Below are 15841 nucleotides of genomic sequence, written 5' to 3' on the forward strand. Positions count from 1 at the left end.
ACGGGTTTCTCCTTATGTGACAGCGGTGAGATTGATCGCCGCGACTGCGGTGAGGCCGACGCCGAACACGGTGATGCCGGCGGCGGCGAGGACGGGGGCGACCCGGGTGGCCTGGCGCAGCAGGCCGGACGAGCGCGCGCCACGGATGACGACGGAGTTGCCGGCGATGGCGAGCAGGCCGACGCCGAACAGGACGACGGCCATCCCGATGCCGAAGGTCAGGACGAGCAGCAGGGCGAAGCCGGCCCGCCCGATGAACAGGCCGGTGACCAGGACGAGGAACGCGGCCGGGGACGGTGTGAGCCCGCCGGAGATGCCGAGCAGCACCAGCCCGGGTCGCTTGCCGTACTCGTGCTGGTGCCCGTGGCTGTGCGGGTGGCCGTGATCGTGGCCGTGGTCGTGGCTGTGCGGGTGGTCGTGATCGTGGTCGGGCGAGTGGGGGTGGGCGTGATCGTGGGTGTGCGGGTGCCGGTGCAGGTGGCGGCGTACCAGCCAGAGGCCGGTGGCCACCACCAGCAGGCCGGCGACCAGCTCCAGCCAGGTGGTGAGCTGCGGCAGCCGGACGACGTCGGCGAGGGACAGGAACGTCCAGGCCACGGCGATCACCAGTACCGAGAGCGTGTGCATCACCGCCACCGAGCCGCCCAGCCAGGCGGCGTCGCGGATCCTGCCCCGCGACCCGACCAGGTACGCCGCCGCGAGGCTCTTGCCGTGTCCCGGCGCCACCGCATGGCCCGCCCCGGCGAGGAACGCGAGCGCGAACGCCAACGGTGGCACGCCGGGCGCGGAGACCAGTCCCTGTAGCCGGTCGGCAAGGCCGGCGCCCTGGATGACGGCGCCCTGAATGGCGTCGGCGTGGATGGGCGCAGCGTGGGTGATGGCAGCGTGGACGAGGGCGGTCGCGCTCATGCGAGCTGTCCGGGACGCCCGTTCGGCAGCGCCTCGGCGGCCCGGCGGCGCCGGGTCGACCGGCGGAACAGCAGCAGCCCGCCGACCGCGACCAGCACGATCCCGCCGAGCACGGCGCCGAGCTGGACGGCGGCGCTCCGGCCGAGATCGTCGGACGCGCCGGGCGCCGGTGGTTCACCTGGTACGCCGGCCGGTACCGCCGCCTCGCCGAGCACCCAGTCGTGCGAGTCCTGGCCCGACTCGTACACCGCGCGGGCGCCGCCCGGGCCGGTGGCCAGCGTCCGGTACGCCGGGTTCAGGTCGGTCAGCGTCCGGACCGCGACGGCGACCGTGCCGATCGGGCCGGGGCAGGTGTAGTCGAGGGTGGCGCCGCCGCGGGCCAGGTCGCCCGGCGGCTGGACGGAGCCGGTGCACGGCTCTCCGGCGCTGCTGACCGTGATCTGTTGGAGCAGGTACGCCGCGAACCGGTCGGAGGCGGTGAGTGCCGCCGCGTCCGAGTCCTGGTAGAAGACGGCGCCGTCGAGCAGTACCCGTTCCTGCGGCAGCAGGCCGAGCGAGACCCCGAGCAGGGTCAGGTCGTCAAGGCCGCCGACCTTCCAGCGGACGTGCACGACCTCGGGGCGCTGCCGGTCGGGAGCGATGGCGACGGTCTGCGGATCGCCGAACGGGTGCGCCTCGGCCGGGGCGGGCGCGCCGAACAGGGTCGCGGCGAAAGCCAACAGCGCGAGGGCGCCGACTCGGTTGCGGCGCGGCCGACGTCCGCGTGGGGGCAAGGACAACGCTCCGGGGTGTACGGTCTACGGCGCGCTGAGGGCGCGATTATCCACACACCCTGCCGGGATTTCACGAACCCACAGGTCCGGTCCAGTGATCAGCAGGCAATGTCGACGTGAACAGTTAGTTGATCAATCTGGCGCCCGGCTGTGCGGTGCTGACCGAGCCGGCGGGACATCTGGTGCCGGCGGAGCATCTGGTGCCGGCGGAGCGGCGGAACCATCCGGCTATCGGATGTTGGCGGTGTGCCCGAGAGAGTAGCGGCCGGGCTGGGGCCAGATCGTCAGGCCGTGCGGGCCACGACCGACCGGGATTCGCGCCAGCAGTTTGCCGTCCCGGGTGCTGAGGGCGTACACCTCGTCGTGGTAGCGGCCGGAGAGCCACAGGGTCTCGCCGTCCGCGGAGAGCCCACCCATGTCCGGGCTGCCGCCCGGGATCCGCCAGGTGGCCGTCGGCTTCAGGGTGGCCATGTCGAGTACGGTGACGCTGCCCTCGTCGCGGTTGGTCACGTAGCCGAGCTTGCCGTCCCGGCTGAAGTAGATGCCGTGCGCGCCCTTGCCGGTGGGGATGAAGCCGGTCTGCCGGGTGGCCTGGGCGTCGAAGACGTAGACGCCGTGCGCGTGCATGTCGGCGACCAGGAAACGCTGTCCGTCGGGGGTGAGCCGGGTGTCCTGCGGCATCCCGTCCGTCGTCTCGGTCAGCGTGAACTCCCGCAGCTTGTCCAGGCTGACCGTGTCCAGCACGAGCATCCGGTTGGCGAACTCGCAGCTGAACAGCATGATCTTGCCGTCGGCCGAGTAGTCCATGTGGTTGATGCCCTCGCACTCGGGAAACCGCACCGACCGGACCCGCTGCCAGGTGGTCAGGTCGTAGAAGTCCAGCCGCTGGTATGCCTCGGCGACCACGATGGCCTGCTTGCCGTCCGGGGTGAAGTAGAGGTTGTAGACGTCCTCCAGCATCCGGAACGCGCCGGGCTTGCCGGTACGTGGGTCGATCGGTATGAGGCCGCCTTCCGGGATCTTGCTGGACGCCACGTAGAGCGTCCTCAGGTCGTACGAGGGTACGACGTGCTGCGGCTCGGGACCGCCCGGGAAGGTGTCGATGACCCGGCGGGTGCTCGGGTCGATCACCGTGACGTCGTTGCTCCTGGTGTTCGGCACGTAGACGAGGGCCCGATCTTTCCGGACCTGTTCGTCGAGCATCTCCGGGCCGGTCGCCGCGTAGACGTTTCCGGCCGTCTGGTACGGCGGCATCCCGGAGACCAGCGTCCCGAACGGCAACGCGCCCGGTGCCTCGGACGCGGGCGTACGCCGCCGCTGCTCGTCGCCGCCCCAGCAACCGCCGGCGACGAGGAGCAGTACGACCGGAAGGACGGCCAGGCGCAGCCTCATCATTCGGACATTCTAGACATTTTCCGGGTGTTCAGGGGCTGTTCGGCACATCCCCCACCCAAGATCGGTACGCCGGGCCGGTGGCGAACAGATCCGGGGACCGCAGGTACCAGGCGTACACGTTTCACGTTTCGGTCGTTGCCGCGACCTCCTACTCCAGCGCCAGGCCGTGCTGTCGATCTCCCCCGCCCGGGGGAGGACTCGGGCGCGGGTTTCGGATCGACTGGTGGCATGGCTTCCACTGCTTTCGCAAGCGATCGTCCCCAAGCCCCCGCGCGACCCGGCACCCGTGTCGTCGTGACAGGTCGTCTGGTGGCCCTGTGCTGCATCGTGTTCGCGATCGTCAACATCGTCTTCGAGCTGACCGACCACTTCGCCGACGGCCCCTACGCCGAGTACGTCTCCGCGATCGCCGTGATGAACTGGCTCGTCGTCGGGCTGAAGGCGATGGGGGCGGCCGTGGCACTGCTGTCGGTTTCCCACCGCCCGAGGCTTCCCCCGGCAGTTCTGGGCGTGTTGTTGTGGGGAGCGTTCGCGATGCTCGGCGTGTACGCCGTCGGCAGCGTGGTGCAAGCGGTCGGCATGGCATCCGGTCTGGTGGGCACACCCGACCAGATCGACCTGGCCGGAGTCGGTTACGTGCTCTTCTTCCTGCTGCTCGCGGCTGGTTACGGTGTCCTGGCGATCTCGTACTCGCGACGGTTCGGGCTGCGGAAAGGCGTCGCCGTCCTCGGCGTACTCGGTGCCCCGGTGGTGCTGGGCGTGATCCTGCTCGCCGTCCCCATGCTGCTGGCCGCCCTCGGCCTCATGCCCATGCCCTGACCCGCCCGCAGCGCGCGACCAACCGGGTGGCCGGGCCGGGCCAGCGCAGGCGGCACTACCGTGGCCACATGATGTTTGGCGTGCTCGGGCCGCTGGCCGTGTGGACCTCGGCCGGGGTCCTCGTCCCCGTTCCAGGTCTCAAGGTTCGTGCGCTGCTCGCCGACCTACTGGTCCACGAGGGACGGCCGGTCCCGGTGGATCGGCTGATCGAGGACCTGTGGGGCGACCAGCCGCCCGGTAACCCGGCCGGGGCACTGCACACCAAGATCTCGCAACTACGGCGTACGCTCGCGACCGCCGAGCCGGGCCGCCGGGATATGGTCCAGCTCGGTGAGGCGGGGTATCGGATCGACATACCTTCGGAGTCGGTGGACGCGGGACGGTTCACCGACCTGACGACGAGGGCCCATGCCGCGCCGGAACCGGAGTCGCGGGCGTCGCTGCTGACCGAGGCGCTGGCGCTCTGGCGGGGCCCGGCGTACGCGGACTTCGCCGATGAGTTCCTCGCCCGCCAGGCGATCAACCGGCTGACGGAACAACGGCTCGCGGCGCAGGAGGAACTCGCCGAGGCGCGGCTCGAACTCGGCGACCACGCGCTGGTCGCCGCTGAGCTGACCGACCTGGTGGCCCACCACCCATGGCGTGAGCGGTTGCGGGCCTCGCAGCTACGTGCTCTATACCTGTCCGGCCGTCAGCACGAGGCGCTCGCCGTCTACGACGAGTTCCGCAGGCGGTTGAGTGACGAGCTTGGCGTGGACCCCGGTCCGGAACTGGTCGCGCTCCACCAGGCGATCCTCCGGCAGGATCCTGGGCTGCGCCCGAGGGCGGCCGCGACACCGGTGACCCGGCGCCGGACCAACGTTCCGGCCCCCACCTCCGTGGCGCCCGACGGTGGTCTCATCGGCCGGGCCGAGCAGCTTGCGACCGTACGCGCGCGGCTCGCCGAAGGGCGCCTGGTGACGCTGACCGGCCCGGGTGGGGTTGGCAAGACCCGACTCGCCGTCGAGGTGGCGCGGACCACCGTGCACGACTTTGCCGACGGAACCTGGGTGGTGGAGCTGGCCAGCCAGCCACGCCGCGACGATCCGGTGGTGGCGCGCGAGGCGATCAGTGAGGCCGTGGCTGCCACGCTCGGGATCCGGGAGGACGCCGCGCCGGGCCTGCCGGTCGATGGCGAGCCGATCGGCGTGGCCGACCGGCTCGCCAGTAGCCTCCGTTCCAGGCGGTTGCTGCTGGTGTTGGACAACTGTGAGCACGTGGTGGAGCCGGTGGCCCACCTGACCGAGCGGCTCCTCGGTGCGGTGCCGGGTCTCAGGGTGCTCGCCACCAGCAGGGAACCGCTCCGCCTCGGCGAGGAGGTCGCTCTTCCGGTACCGCCGCTGGCGATGCCCGAAGCCGGCGCGGCTCCGGCGGAGGTCGCGCAGGCCAGCGCCGTCCGATTGTTCGTCGCGCGGGCCACCGCGGCGGATCCAGGCTTCTCGCTCGGGCCGGACAACGCGGAGATGGTGGCCACGATCTGCCGACGGCTCGACGGTATCCCGCTGGCGCTCGAACTCGCCGCCACTCGCGTACGCGCGGTTGAGCTTCCCGAGTTGGCGAAGCGACTCGACGATCGGTTCGGGCTGCTGTCCGCCGGCCAGCGCACCGCACCCGCGCGGCAGCGGACCCTGCGCGCGATGATCGACTGGAGCTGGGAGCTGTTGCCTCCGGCCGAGCGGGCCGTCCTGCGGAGGTTCGCGGTCTTCCCCGACGGCTGCACACTGGCCGCGGCCGAGCAGGTATGCGCCGGTGGTGAGGTGAGCGCCGCCGACGTCGTCGACCTGCTGGCCCGCCTGGTGGATCGCTCGCTGGTCGCCGTACGCGACAGCGACGCGGGGCGCCGTTACCAGCTACTGGAGTCGGTCCGGGCGTACTGCCGCGAGAAGCTCGACGGGGCCGGCGACGCGCGGCTGGTGCGCCGGCAGCACGTCGACTACTACACGACGTTCGCCGAGCACGCCGCCGCCCGGTTGCGTGGACACCACCAACACGAGGCGCTGCGCCAGTTGGACCAGGAGGCCGGAAACCTGCGGTCGGCCCTGGAGGACGCGGCAACGCTGGGGCGGCCCGATCTGAGCCTGCGGCTGGTCAACTCGCTGGGCTGGTACTGGTTGCTGCGGGGCCGCCACCAGGAGGCACGGCGTGCGCTCACCACAGCGCTCGCCACGGCGCCCACCGGAGACGACGACGGTGCGCGGCTGCGGGCGATGACCTGGCTGACCGGCATCGCCGCACGGGATCATCGGGACCTCGAACTGGCGGTCCGGCGCCAGCACGTTCTCGACCGGCACGCCGAGCGGGGCGACCCGGCCGGGCAAGCGTTCGCGCAGTGGCTCTTCGCCTTCACGATGCTCGGCTCCGGCGATATGGCTGTCGCCACGGAACTGGTCACGCTTGCCCTCGCCGGCTTCCGGCGCCTCGGGGACCGGTGGGGCATCGCGGCGGCGCTGGGCACCCGCGCCGACCTCGCCCTGGTGCAGGGTGACCTCGACACGGTCCGGCGCGACTGTGAGGAGAGCCGATCGCTGTTCGAACAGCTCGGCGACCGGTGGGGGCAGGGGCTTCCCACCAACCTGCTCGCCACTCTCGCGGAGATCCGGGGTGACTACCAGCAGGCGGAACGAATGCACCGGTCGGCGCTCCAGATCGCCGAGGAGTTGCGGCTCTGGCCATCGGTGTCGCGACAACTGGCGGGTCTCGGCCGGCTGTCCCTGATGGTCGGCGACGATGCGGCTGCCACCGACTACCACGAGAAGGCGCTGCGGGTGGCCGAGGAACAGTCGAACCGGTCGGCCGCTGCCTTCGCCGCGACCGGGCTCGCGCTCGGAGACCGCCGGCACGGCCGGCTCGCCGCCGCCGAGACGCGGCAACGGGAGCTGCTCGACTGGAACCGCCACGCCGGCTACCTACCCGGCGTCGCGCTCACGCTGGCGGAACTTGGTTTCATCGCCGAGCAACGCGGTGACGCCTCGTCGGCCCAGCGCCTGCATACCGAAGGCTTGGTCGCGGCGCGGGCCACCGGCGATCCCCGGGCGATCGCACTCGCGCTGGAAGGGCTGGCCGGGACCGCGGTCCTCCTCGGGGACCACCACCGGGCGGCCCGGTTGTGCGGAGCGGCTGAGGCCGCCCGGGCTTCGGTGGGCGCCCCCCTCCCGGCGGGGCAGCAGGAAGACGTCGTCCGGATAGCGGCGGCGATCCGGGAGGTACTGGGGGTGGCGGGCTTCGCCGTCGAGTGCCGGCGGGGCGGGGAACTGTCGCTCGATGACGTGGCGGCGCTGCCGGCCAGTAAGTGAACGGTCAGTGGCCGGTAAGTCGGGCTCGGCAGTGTGACCTGGCAACCGAACCAGGAAGGACTGCAATGGGAACGCTGAATGCCCGCGTCGCGATCATCTACTACTCGGCCACCGGTACGGTGTACCAACTGGCACAGGCGTTCGCCGACGGGGCCGCCGACGCAGGTGCCGAGGTGAGGGTACGGCGGGTCGCCGAGCTGGCACCGGAGCACGTCATCGACGCCAAGCCGGAGTGGCGACGCCATCTGGATGCCACCGCGGACGTCCCCCTCGCCACACTCGATGACCTTCGGTGGGCAACCGGGTACGCCTTCGGCACGCCAACCCGCTTCGGAAACCCGTGCTCACAGCTACGCCAGTTTCTCGACACCACCACCAAGCCGTGGCAGGCCGAGGAGTTGGCCCACAAGGCGGCCACCGGATTCACCGCCAGCTACGAGGAGCACGGAGGTCAGGAGTCCACCCTGCTCTCGCTCTACCAGACCTTCCACCATTGGGGATCGATCATCCTGCCGGTGGGGTACGTCAACTACGACACCTGCCACGCCGCGGGCGGAAACCCCTACGGCGTGAGCATGGTCGAGAGCCGCGCAGGCCGCGACCCCGCGTACGCCGAGGCCGTGCGGGAGGCAGCCCGGCACCAGGGCGGCCGGCTCGCCGAAGTGACGGCGGCGCTGGCGGCACGATGGTCCGTTTGACGCAGCCGGTGCCCTCGCCGGACCTGGGCGAGGGCACCGGCTGAGGTGGGTTCGGAACCGACGAACCGACCACGCCGTCTCATGGTGATGCGTACCCGGTATCGGCTTGCCACGGTGTTGGTGTTGATCGCTTTGGCCGTGGTGACGGCGGCCTGTGGTCCGGCCTCCGCACCGACGACGGGCGCATCGGGTCCGACCTCCACGGCCGGGCCGAACACATCGGCGGAGCCGGTCGTGTCGGGAGACCCTGCCGTCTGGGTTCTCGGGCCGCGCCAGAGCCTGCACCGCTCCTCGACGACGTTCACCGCCCTCGTCTGGCGACTGGGCTGCAACAACGGGACCACCGGGCAGGTGCTACCGCCGAGGGTTCAGCTGGGCGAGTCCGAGATCGTGGTGACGTTCGCCGTTGCGCCGAAGCAGCAAGACCCCGCACCCTGCCCAGGCAACGACCAGGTTTCCTTCGAGGTCGATCTCGGCGAGCCTCTTCAGGGCAGGACGCTCGTCGATGGTCAGTGCGTGGGCGGTAGGGCTGCCAGCAACGGATTCTGCGCGGACGGCGCCACGCGTTTCACTCCGTGACACACGTACTGACCTGCCGTCGTCAGGGATCGTCTCGGCGGCGTCCCGCACGAGAACGAACACGCTGCCCAACCTCGCCGGATGAGATTTCCGGCAGGCACGAGGTCGGGGCCCCGGCCGGCTGCCACTGGCCGGGGGTCAGGGCGTGTAGATGTGGTTGAGGGCGACGACCTGGCCGTTCCGGACGACGATGGTGCCGAGCAGCCCGGGCGCCCGACTCGACCATTCGGCCAGCACCTCCGCCGCCTGGTCCAGGCCGACCGTGCAGGGTTCCTCGGCGCAGGTGACGCCGGGGGTGAAATACAGCTTGACGGTCGCCTCGGGCGCGATGGGTACGTCGTAGAGATTGCGGTCGGCGTCCCGGACGTAGTAGTCGTTGCACCACTCGGCGTCGGGCTTGACGTTGTCCGCCTCGCACGCCTGGGCGATCGCCTCCGCGCCCCGCGGCACGTAGACCGGGTTCACGGTGACGATCCGCCGCGCGGGGTCGAGCCGGATGGCCCGGACGTCGAGCTGTCCGTCCGCCACGGCCGGCAGGTCCGCGTCCGGGGCGGCTTTCTCGACGTGGAACTCACCCCAGAGCATCCGGTGGTCCGAGCAGCCCTTGCCACCGCAGTCGTCCGAGGTGTCCTCCACCCGGGCCTCGGCCCGTGGGGCGAAGTGCTGGTCGTCGGCGAAGATGTAGTCGATCTTCAGGTCGCCGAGCAGCGAACGGGCGTAGGTCGCTTCCCCGGCGCGCACCAGGTGTTCGCAATCGTCGTCGATACACATCGCGGCCTCGTACATGAAGCCGAACGCGAGCGAGGGGTTGTCGGGTTCCGCCGGGGGCATCGGCACCCGCCTGCTGTAGAGCCGGTCCAGGCTGCGGGACGTCGGTACGGCGTTGAAGTCGCCGCCGAGGACCAGCGGTCCGGGCAGCGCCGCCTGCCACCCGGCGAACGCCTCCCCGACCCCGGGCCCCTCCTCGGGCGCGGTGTGCAGCACACACGCCTTGAACCCCGGGTAACCCGACCACCGTACGCAGCCGATGCCGTGCGCTGCTCCGGTCTGCGGCGGGACGATCGGTGCCGCCGCGCCGACCGTCAGGATGGCCTTGCCGAACCGCTGATGGGTGGGGTCCGACTGCCCGCGCCGGGGTGCGGGACAACCCTTCTGCGGGCCGTCGTCGACCATCGCGGCGATCGACATCGGGTACCTGGTGGACAGTTGGTGCGCCAACTCGTCGACCTGGCTGGCGCAGATCTCCTGGAGCATCACGATCTGCGGGCGTTCGGTGCTGATCCGTCCCACGAGCACGTCGACGAACCGCCACCGGTCGCTGTCTATGTGATCCGCTCCCTTGCTCTCCCGCAGCAGCCCCCGGGTGTTGTAGGTCAACACCTTCACCGCGACGCCCCCGTTCGGCGGAGGCTCCGGCGTCTCGCGACAGCCAACCGGCGCCAGCATCGTCAGCGTCAGCACCAGGGCACCCAGTCGGCGTGCCGCGAGCCGATTCATGTCCGTACCTCCCGGGATCCCGGACGCCGTTGCCGACCGAGGCTAGTGGCAGGGCGCAAACCGGTCACCGGGCGCGAACGGGGAGATCACGGTCGGGGGTGGCCGGCCCGGTCGGCCCCGACGACCGACTACCCAGCCGGTCTGGGAGCCGCGTTCGTGCCTCCGGCAACACTCGACTCGGCCGCCTGGACGGGAATGAACCTCCCGCCACGTCGAGCCGTCCGCCATGACGAGCGGGTCAGACGTCACGCGCGGGCAAACCCTGCCTGAGCGACGCTAGATCGCCAGGCAGATCTCCGTGCGCCGGGCCGGGGTGCCGTCGACCGGGGCCGGGTCCTCGGCCGTCGGCGCCACGCCGCCTGCGGCGACCCGGTCGAGGGTACGCAGGCCAAGTGGCCGCACACTGCCGAAGATCGTGTAGTTCGGCCGCAGCGCCGAGTCGGCAAAGACCAGGAAGAACTGGCTGCCGTTGGTGTCCGGCCCGGCGTTGGCCATCGCCAGCACGCCGCGGGCGTAGACCTTCCGCTCGCCGGTCGGGTCGGTGGGCGCGGGCGGCAGGTCCGTCGGCAGCTCGTCCTTGTACCGGTAGCCAGGACCACCCTCACCCGTACCCGATGGGTCGCCGCACTGCAGCACCTTCAGCGTCGGGTAGGTGGTGAGCCGATGGCAGATGGTCCGGTTGTAGAACCTGTGCCGTACCAGGTGCAGGAAGCTCTGCACGGTGCATGGCGCCTGCGCGCGGTCGAGGGTCAGCGGTATGAGGCCGAGGTTGGTGACCAAGGTGGTCGTCACCGTGCCACGGTCCGGCGTGTGCCGGGGATCGCGCGGCAGCGGGACCGGTCGCGCCGCCGGTTCGTCCGGAGTCTCGGCGTACTGGCAGGGCCCCTTCGTCACCTCCCGCAGCCCGGCCGCATGTGCCGGAGCGGCGCCGGCGCCGAGGAGCAGACCGGCAGTGAGCACCATGACAGCGATGCGATGTAGCGCCACGTTGTCCTCCGTTGGCCGGTAGGAGTTCCCCCACACGGTCTAACGGACATCGATGTGCTCGTCAAGCGTGCACGGGACCATGTGATGACTCAGCCTTGCTTACGCCCGGCCTTGGCGAGCTCCCAAGTACGCGTGTCCCTGTCTCCCGGACCGCATTCCCTCTAATGACCGTGCGACAGGCCACGGCGACCGGGCTGCTACTCGCCGTTCCGGTCGGCACCCTGAAAGTCACGCATCCACGAGGCGCGACGGCACATGCGCGCCTCGCTCGCCGGTGCGGATGCGACGCTCTGGCGAACTGCTTCACGTCGGACCTGGTCCGCGCCAGCACGGCTGGCGGACCGGATGAGAATCAAGTTCTCCGAGCGATCTCGATCCCGAGTCGGCCGGACTACGGTCTGGGCACTGAGGTGGCCGTACGGTGGACCACTTCCTCAGTCGTCAGCGGACTGCGTGGATGGTGGCTCAAGCACATCGGAGCCTGCGTCTTGACGAAACGGGCGCCTTCGACACTGGCGTAGAACTGCCCGGTCCGTAGTTTACCAACATCGGAAATATCGGCGCTTTTCGCCCTGGCCAGATCCCGGGCCGCCTCGATCTGGACCGGTGCGGTCAGCAGACCGATGAACTGGGTGGCGGCGTTGCCGGGGATCTGGTTGTGCAGCGCCTTCGGCGCCTGCGTGGCGAAGACCAGGCCCAGCCCGTACTTGCGAGCCTGCGAGGTCAGCGCGAGGGTGCTCTGCGTGCAGGCGGTGACGGCGCCGGACGGGGCCAGGGTCTGGGCCTCGTCCATCACGAAGAGCCCGCCGAGTGGCCGGTCGCCGGCCGGGTGGCGTTTGATCCAGGTGAACAGCGCGAGCTGGAGCTGGTTGACGAAGCTCTGCCGCTGGTGGTCCTCGGGCAGCCCGACAAAACTGATCACCGACACCCGAGCACGTCGGCCGGGCTCCGGGGTGAACAGTTCACCCGGATCGACGGGCGTGCCGGTGCCACCGAACAGCGGGTCGTTGATCTGCGCCGCCTTGAGTAGTTGGGCCATGCTCGCCGCCAGCTTCAGGGCACCGTCGAGCTGGCTCACCCCGTCCGGCAGGTCGTTGAGTACCTCGGTGAATTCACGCAGGTCGTTGGAGCCGGTCCGGGCGTAGCTGATCAGCGCCTCGCGCAGCACGGCCCGGCCGAGCCGTGCCTTGTCCGTGCCCCCGTCCACCCGGGCGTGCGGGGCGAGCGTGGCGACGGCGGCGTTCACCGCCGCAGTGAACCCGTCCGGGTCGTCGAGCACGTCGACAAACCTGGGCAGCGGATGAAAGGCCAGCGGCCGGCCGCCCTGCCGTCCCGGCGTCCAGATCACCACGTCTGTCCCGGACAGGTACGCCGCCGCCCGGTCCGCGTCGTCCGGCCCCCACCCGCTCGGCGGCGCAGGCCACGCCTCCCCGAGCCTGGCCAGGTCGTTGTTCGCGTCGAGGACGATGGCGGAGACGCCGCGCAGGGCGCACTCCTCGACCAGCCGGCGGATCAGGACGGTCTTGCCGGAGCCGGATCCGGCAAAGATGACCGTGTGGCGACGCAGCGATTCAAGGCCGATCCGCACTGGATCGGATCGCCCGACGGCGGTACCAAGCACCACATGCTGCGGGTCGATTCCGGCGACCGGCCGGGAATCAGGAGTCGGGCCCAATGAACCTTTTTCAACCTCCCCTTGCGGTTCGTCGGACCGCGAGGTCGGACGCGGTGTGTGAGCGCCGCGCGGTTCAGGTTGAAAAAGGTTCAATGGTTCGGGCGTCGGGTCGGTGGACCAGGGGGCGGCTCCAGCGGATCGCGGTGTTGTCGGGACCCATGCCCGGCCGACCGCCCGGAACGACGGGGACTCCCCCTGCCCGGCTTCGGGGTACGGCGCCTGCTCCAATGGCTGTGGCGCTGGATCCGGCACCGCGACCGGAGGTTGCGGTCGCACCTCGGGCGCATCGTGCCGGCTGCCTAACGCCTCAGCTAGGCAGGTGATCTCCGCGGCGGGTCGCCGATCCGCGAACCACGGCCGCAGGGTCTCCAGCCCGTAGTTTCGGATGAGCTGTTCCAGAGCCGCCAGCCGGCTGATGTCCGCGGCGGGAAAGGAGATCGTCCGGCCGCCGGCCCGCTCGAAGGCGTCCAGCACCTCTCGGGTACGGGCACCGGCCGACCACGGTGCGCTGCGCAGCAGGAAGAGCCTGCGCTTGGAAACTCCCTCGGTGAGCCCGGCGGTGGTCACTGCGTTGCGGATCCGGTTGAGCGCGGCGATGTGGTGCGGGGCGGAGATCGCCCGGAACGACCAGTGCTCCTCGTCCTCACTCTCCTCGTCGAGGCTGTGCCGCAATCGCGCGTGCAGGGCCGGCTTCCCGCCAGCGGGGAGCGGGTCGAGGCTGAACTCGTCGGCGGCGCCCTGCTCGGCTATCCACGCGGTCAGCCCGGCCTGGAGCAGCACCGGGACCCTGGCGTCCTCGGACTGTTGAAGTACGGCGGGCTCGGGATCCGCAGCAGCAACCAACTCCACGTACCGGATGTCAATTTTGCTGAACTCGTCCGGTCGGCCACCGGCCGGCGCCGTCAGGGCCGCCGGCGCCGGTGCGGCGTCGATGTTCACCTGGTCGTCGGCCGAGTGCAGCAGGTGGGTGAGTTCGCGTACCTCGCCCGCCGCCAGGCAGGCCCGGACGTGGGTGTCGATCCGGCGCAGCAGTTCCCGGGGGGTGAAGTCGACAACCTCGTCGAACGCGGCGGGATGGACAGGCCAGGTCGGGTACGCGGGCCGGAAACCGAGCTCGTCGAACGCCACCGCGAACCGCTTCTCGACCAGCTCCCGCCCGACCTCGACGGAGGGAATCTCCTTTAGCCAGATGGCTTCCCGGAACCGGTCCTGGACCGTGTCGGTGGCCTGCTCCTTGACGTTCTGCCAGGTCTGCGGCAGGCAGGAGACGACCGAAAGCGACCGCCGGGTGGTCTCGCGCAACGACATCAGGCCGCTGGCGATCTGCTCCAGCAGCAACGACGTCTGCCAGTCGGTCTCACCCCTGGCCTCGGTGTGCGTCGTCTTCACCGACTGAGCGACCATCAGGTCGATCTGGTCGACGGCGATCACCGTCGGGCCGACCATGGCCAGCAACCGGGACGTGTCCTTGACCACCTCCTGCGGCGCCCGCTTGTTGCGCCGCACGCCCCACGCCGCCCGCGAGCCCGGCTCCTCCTCGTCGCTGGAGCAGAGGAAGTCGTAGCCGATGTCCTGGAGGGCAGGGGATTCGGCGGCGTAGAGCACCAGCGCTCGTGCGGTGTCCTGGCATTCGGTGCCGATCTGACGGTTCGCCTTGCGGATCAGGTCGACGAAGGCGTCGAGCGCGGATCGACTGAGTTCGGTGTCTCCGGTGACCGCCCGGCGCACCGCCCGCTGGGCGCCGACCAGATCCGCCAGGCGGCGCAGGAACATACGCAGTTGGGTCGTCCCGTCCGGCATCGGCCTGGCGAAGTCCGCCAGCATCGACATTGCGGTGCTGCGCCAGAACGCGCTTGCCTCCAACAGACTGACCAGGAAGAAGAAGCCGCCGCGCTGCTGCACCTCCTGACGCACCACGCCGAGCAGGTGTGTCTTGCCGGTGCCACGCTGACCGAGGACGGCGACACCCACGGGGCTGGAGTCGACGCTGCCGTCCGCCTCCGCGACGCTGTCCAGCACCGTCCTGGCGATGTCGCGGTGCAGGCCCTCGACGTGGAACGGCGTTGGCTTCCAGACGTCGTCAGGGGTCGGAGCCCAGTTGAACCGCAGTGCCGCCAGTGCCTTCCGCTCCTCCTCATTGATCATGACGAGATGGCGATGAGGTGCTTGTCCTGGTTGCCAATGCTCACTGCGGCGGCCCGCTCCTCCGGCCTGAGTACCTTCTGGTTGGACTCCGGAACGAGGTGGACGTTCCGGTCCCGGTTCAACCGGATCAGGGCGGCGTCCACTTCGGCGCGGGGCAGGTCATCGAGCACGGAGCGCAGGTCGGAGAGCATGACGTAGTCGCCAGGCTTCCCCGCCAACTCCTGGTACGCCCGCCGCACCAGGATGGCCGGGTCGGCATCGGTGGTCGCGACGGCATCCTGGCTCGGCGCCGCATCGGGGAGCGCCGACGGCCCGGCGGCCAGCGCCGAGACGACGTCGCCGCCGTTGATCTGCAACCGGAACAGGTCGTCGGCCTGAGTACCGGAATGGTCGATCAGCCGGCGCAGAAAGTCCAGTGCGACATAGAGCGTCCCGCCGGCGGCACCCGCGCGTTTCGGCGCCTCCGCCCCCAACTCCTCGCCCGCCCGGCGCCATCCTTCGTCGGTCAGCGCCAGGGTGATCGGTTTCGCGGTGACCTCGATCAGCTCGAGAGAGAGCAGCTTGCGCCGATGGTCGGGCTTGATGCTGATCCCGACGATATTGGTGAAGTAGGTCTGCGGCAGCGGGGTCGCCTTGATCATTAGTGTGACGAGAATGCACCTGTCAACGAGCGTCAGTTCCTTTTCCGACATGCGGATGCTCCTCTGTGGCGCGAGCCTTCACCACGCTCCTGATGCTGAGCGAAGACTCGGGGGGATGGCAGGTGATCCAGGTCTGGCAACGGGGGTCGCCCCCGGCACGCGCCGATTCTGCCGACGTCGCCCGGCAAGCGCAAGGTCAGGTATGGGACCGCAGATAACCGACAACGCCGATTGAGTGGATCTTCAGTAATGCAGCGTGGAGGGTGTGCCTGAAACACCTGTTCGGAGCGGTGCCGGGTGATCATGCATTCGCCCGTTGCGGAATATCGGAGGCAACAGGCAGCATGGCTGATCGGCGAGGGGACGGTCGGCAATCGCGATGCACCGAAAC

The 15841-nt window shown here is 70.2% G+C and carries 11 protein-coding genes; 4 read left to right on the forward strand and 7 right to left on the reverse strand.

The features are described from left to right. Positions 1-12: 12 nt before the first annotated feature. The 3 genes from Pma05_RS25935 to Pma05_RS25945 form a co-directional block, all read right to left on the reverse strand. On the reverse strand, positions 13-909 hold the full coding sequence (locus tag Pma05_RS25935) for a HoxN/HupN/NixA family nickel/cobalt transporter (RefSeq protein WP_203860091.1): 897 nt from the start codon (positions 907-909) through the stop codon (positions 13-15). After that, positions 906-1628, reverse strand: a complete 723-nt coding sequence (locus Pma05_RS25940; protein WP_203860092.1) for a hypothetical protein — start codon at positions 1626-1628, stop codon at positions 906-908. The genes Pma05_RS25935 and Pma05_RS25940 overlap by 4 nt, the downstream gene beginning before the upstream one ends. Positions 1629-1910: 282 nt before the next feature. Further along, complete coding sequence (locus Pma05_RS25945) at positions 1911-3077, reverse strand: YncE family protein (protein ID WP_239313082.1); 1167 nt, start codon at positions 3075-3077, stop codon at positions 1911-1913. A 294-nt stretch (positions 3078-3371) separates the two neighbouring features. Here Pma05_RS25945 and Pma05_RS25950 point away from each other — a divergent pair, with 294 nt between their 5' ends. The 4 genes from Pma05_RS25950 (at position 3372) to Pma05_RS25965 (ending at position 8505) form a co-directional block, all read left to right on the forward strand. Continuing rightward, positions 3372-3896: a hypothetical protein gene (locus tag Pma05_RS25950; RefSeq protein WP_203860093.1), complete on the forward strand. Its 525-nt coding sequence runs from the start codon at positions 3372-3374 to the stop codon at positions 3894-3896. A 68-nt stretch (positions 3897-3964) separates the two neighbouring features. Next, positions 3965-7228, forward strand: a complete 3264-nt coding sequence (locus tag Pma05_RS25955; RefSeq protein WP_239313085.1) for an AfsR/SARP family transcriptional regulator — start codon at positions 3965-3967, stop codon at positions 7226-7228. Positions 7229-7293: 65 nt separating this feature from the next. Next, entirely contained in the window at positions 7294-7926 is a 633-nt protein-coding gene (wrbA, locus tag Pma05_RS25960) for an NAD(P)H:quinone oxidoreductase (RefSeq protein WP_203860094.1), read from the forward strand. An 81-nt stretch (positions 7927-8007) separates the two neighbouring features. Continuing rightward, entirely contained in the window at positions 8008-8505 is a 498-nt protein-coding gene (locus tag Pma05_RS25965; RefSeq protein ID WP_203860095.1) for a hypothetical protein, read from the forward strand. Positions 8506-8643: 138 nt separating this feature from the next. Here Pma05_RS25965 and Pma05_RS25970 read toward each other — a convergent pair whose 3' ends face one another. The 4 genes from Pma05_RS25970 to Pma05_RS25985 form a co-directional block, all read right to left on the reverse strand. Beyond that, positions 8644-10002 carry an endonuclease/exonuclease/phosphatase family protein gene (locus Pma05_RS25970; RefSeq protein ID WP_203860096.1) on the reverse strand — a complete coding sequence of 453 codons (1359 nt, stop codon included), beginning with the start codon at positions 10000-10002 and terminating at the stop codon, positions 8644-8646. A gap of 276 nt (positions 10003-10278) precedes the next feature. Continuing rightward, positions 10279-10965 carry a peptidylprolyl isomerase gene (locus Pma05_RS25975; protein ID WP_203860097.1) on the reverse strand — a complete coding sequence of 229 codons (687 nt, stop codon included), beginning with the start codon at positions 10963-10965 and terminating at the stop codon, positions 10279-10281. 415 nt (positions 10966-11380) lie between these two features. Further along, a complete protein-coding gene (locus Pma05_RS25980; protein WP_203860098.1) occupies positions 11381-14809 on the reverse strand; it encodes an ATP-binding protein in 3429 nt (1142 codons plus the stop codon). Then, positions 14806-15450: a hypothetical protein gene (locus tag Pma05_RS25985; protein WP_239313088.1), complete on the reverse strand. Its 645-nt coding sequence runs from the start codon at positions 15448-15450 to the stop codon at positions 14806-14808. The genes Pma05_RS25980 and Pma05_RS25985 overlap by 4 nt, the downstream gene beginning before the upstream one ends. Positions 15451-15841: the final 391 nt, after the last annotated feature.

It is taken from the genome of Plantactinospora mayteni (genome assembly GCF_016862935.1).
Classification (GTDB): Bacteria; Actinomycetota; Actinomycetes; order Mycobacteriales; family Micromonosporaceae; genus Plantactinospora; species Plantactinospora mayteni.

What these genes read in the sequence shown, in the direction of transcription:
- Pma05_RS25935 (WP_203860091.1), bottom strand. Translation starts at nt 909, where the DNA reads ATGAGCGCGACCGCCCTCGTCCACGCTGCCATCACCCACGCTGCGCCC.
- Pma05_RS25945 (WP_239313082.1), bottom strand. Translation starts at nt 3,077, where the DNA reads ATGATGAGGCTGCGCCTGGCCGTCCTTCCGGTCGTACTGCTCCTCGTC.
- Pma05_RS25955 (WP_239313085.1), top strand. Translation starts at nt 3,965, where the DNA reads ATGATGTTTGGCGTGCTCGGGCCGCTGGCCGTGTGGACCTCGGCCGGG.
- wrbA (WP_203860094.1), top strand. Translation starts at nt 7,294, where the DNA reads ATGGGAACGCTGAATGCCCGCGTCGCGATCATCTACTACTCGGCCACC.
- Pma05_RS25965 (WP_203860095.1), top strand. Translation starts at nt 8,008, where the DNA reads ATGGTGATGCGTACCCGGTATCGGCTTGCCACGGTGTTGGTGTTGATC.
- Pma05_RS25970 (WP_203860096.1), bottom strand. Translation starts at nt 10,002, where the DNA reads ATGAATCGGCTCGCGGCACGCCGACTGGGTGCCCTGGTGCTGACGCTG.
- Pma05_RS25975 (WP_203860097.1), bottom strand. Translation starts at nt 10,965, where the DNA reads ATGGTGCTCACTGCCGGTCTGCTCCTCGGCGCCGGCGCCGCTCCGGCA.
- Pma05_RS25980 (WP_203860098.1), bottom strand. Translation starts at nt 14,809, where the DNA reads ATGATCAATGAGGAGGAGCGGAAGGCACTGGCGGCACTGCGGTTCAAC.
- Pma05_RS25985 (WP_239313088.1), bottom strand. Translation starts at nt 15,450, where the DNA reads ATGATCAAGGCGACCCCGCTGCCGCAGACCTACTTCACCAATATCGTC.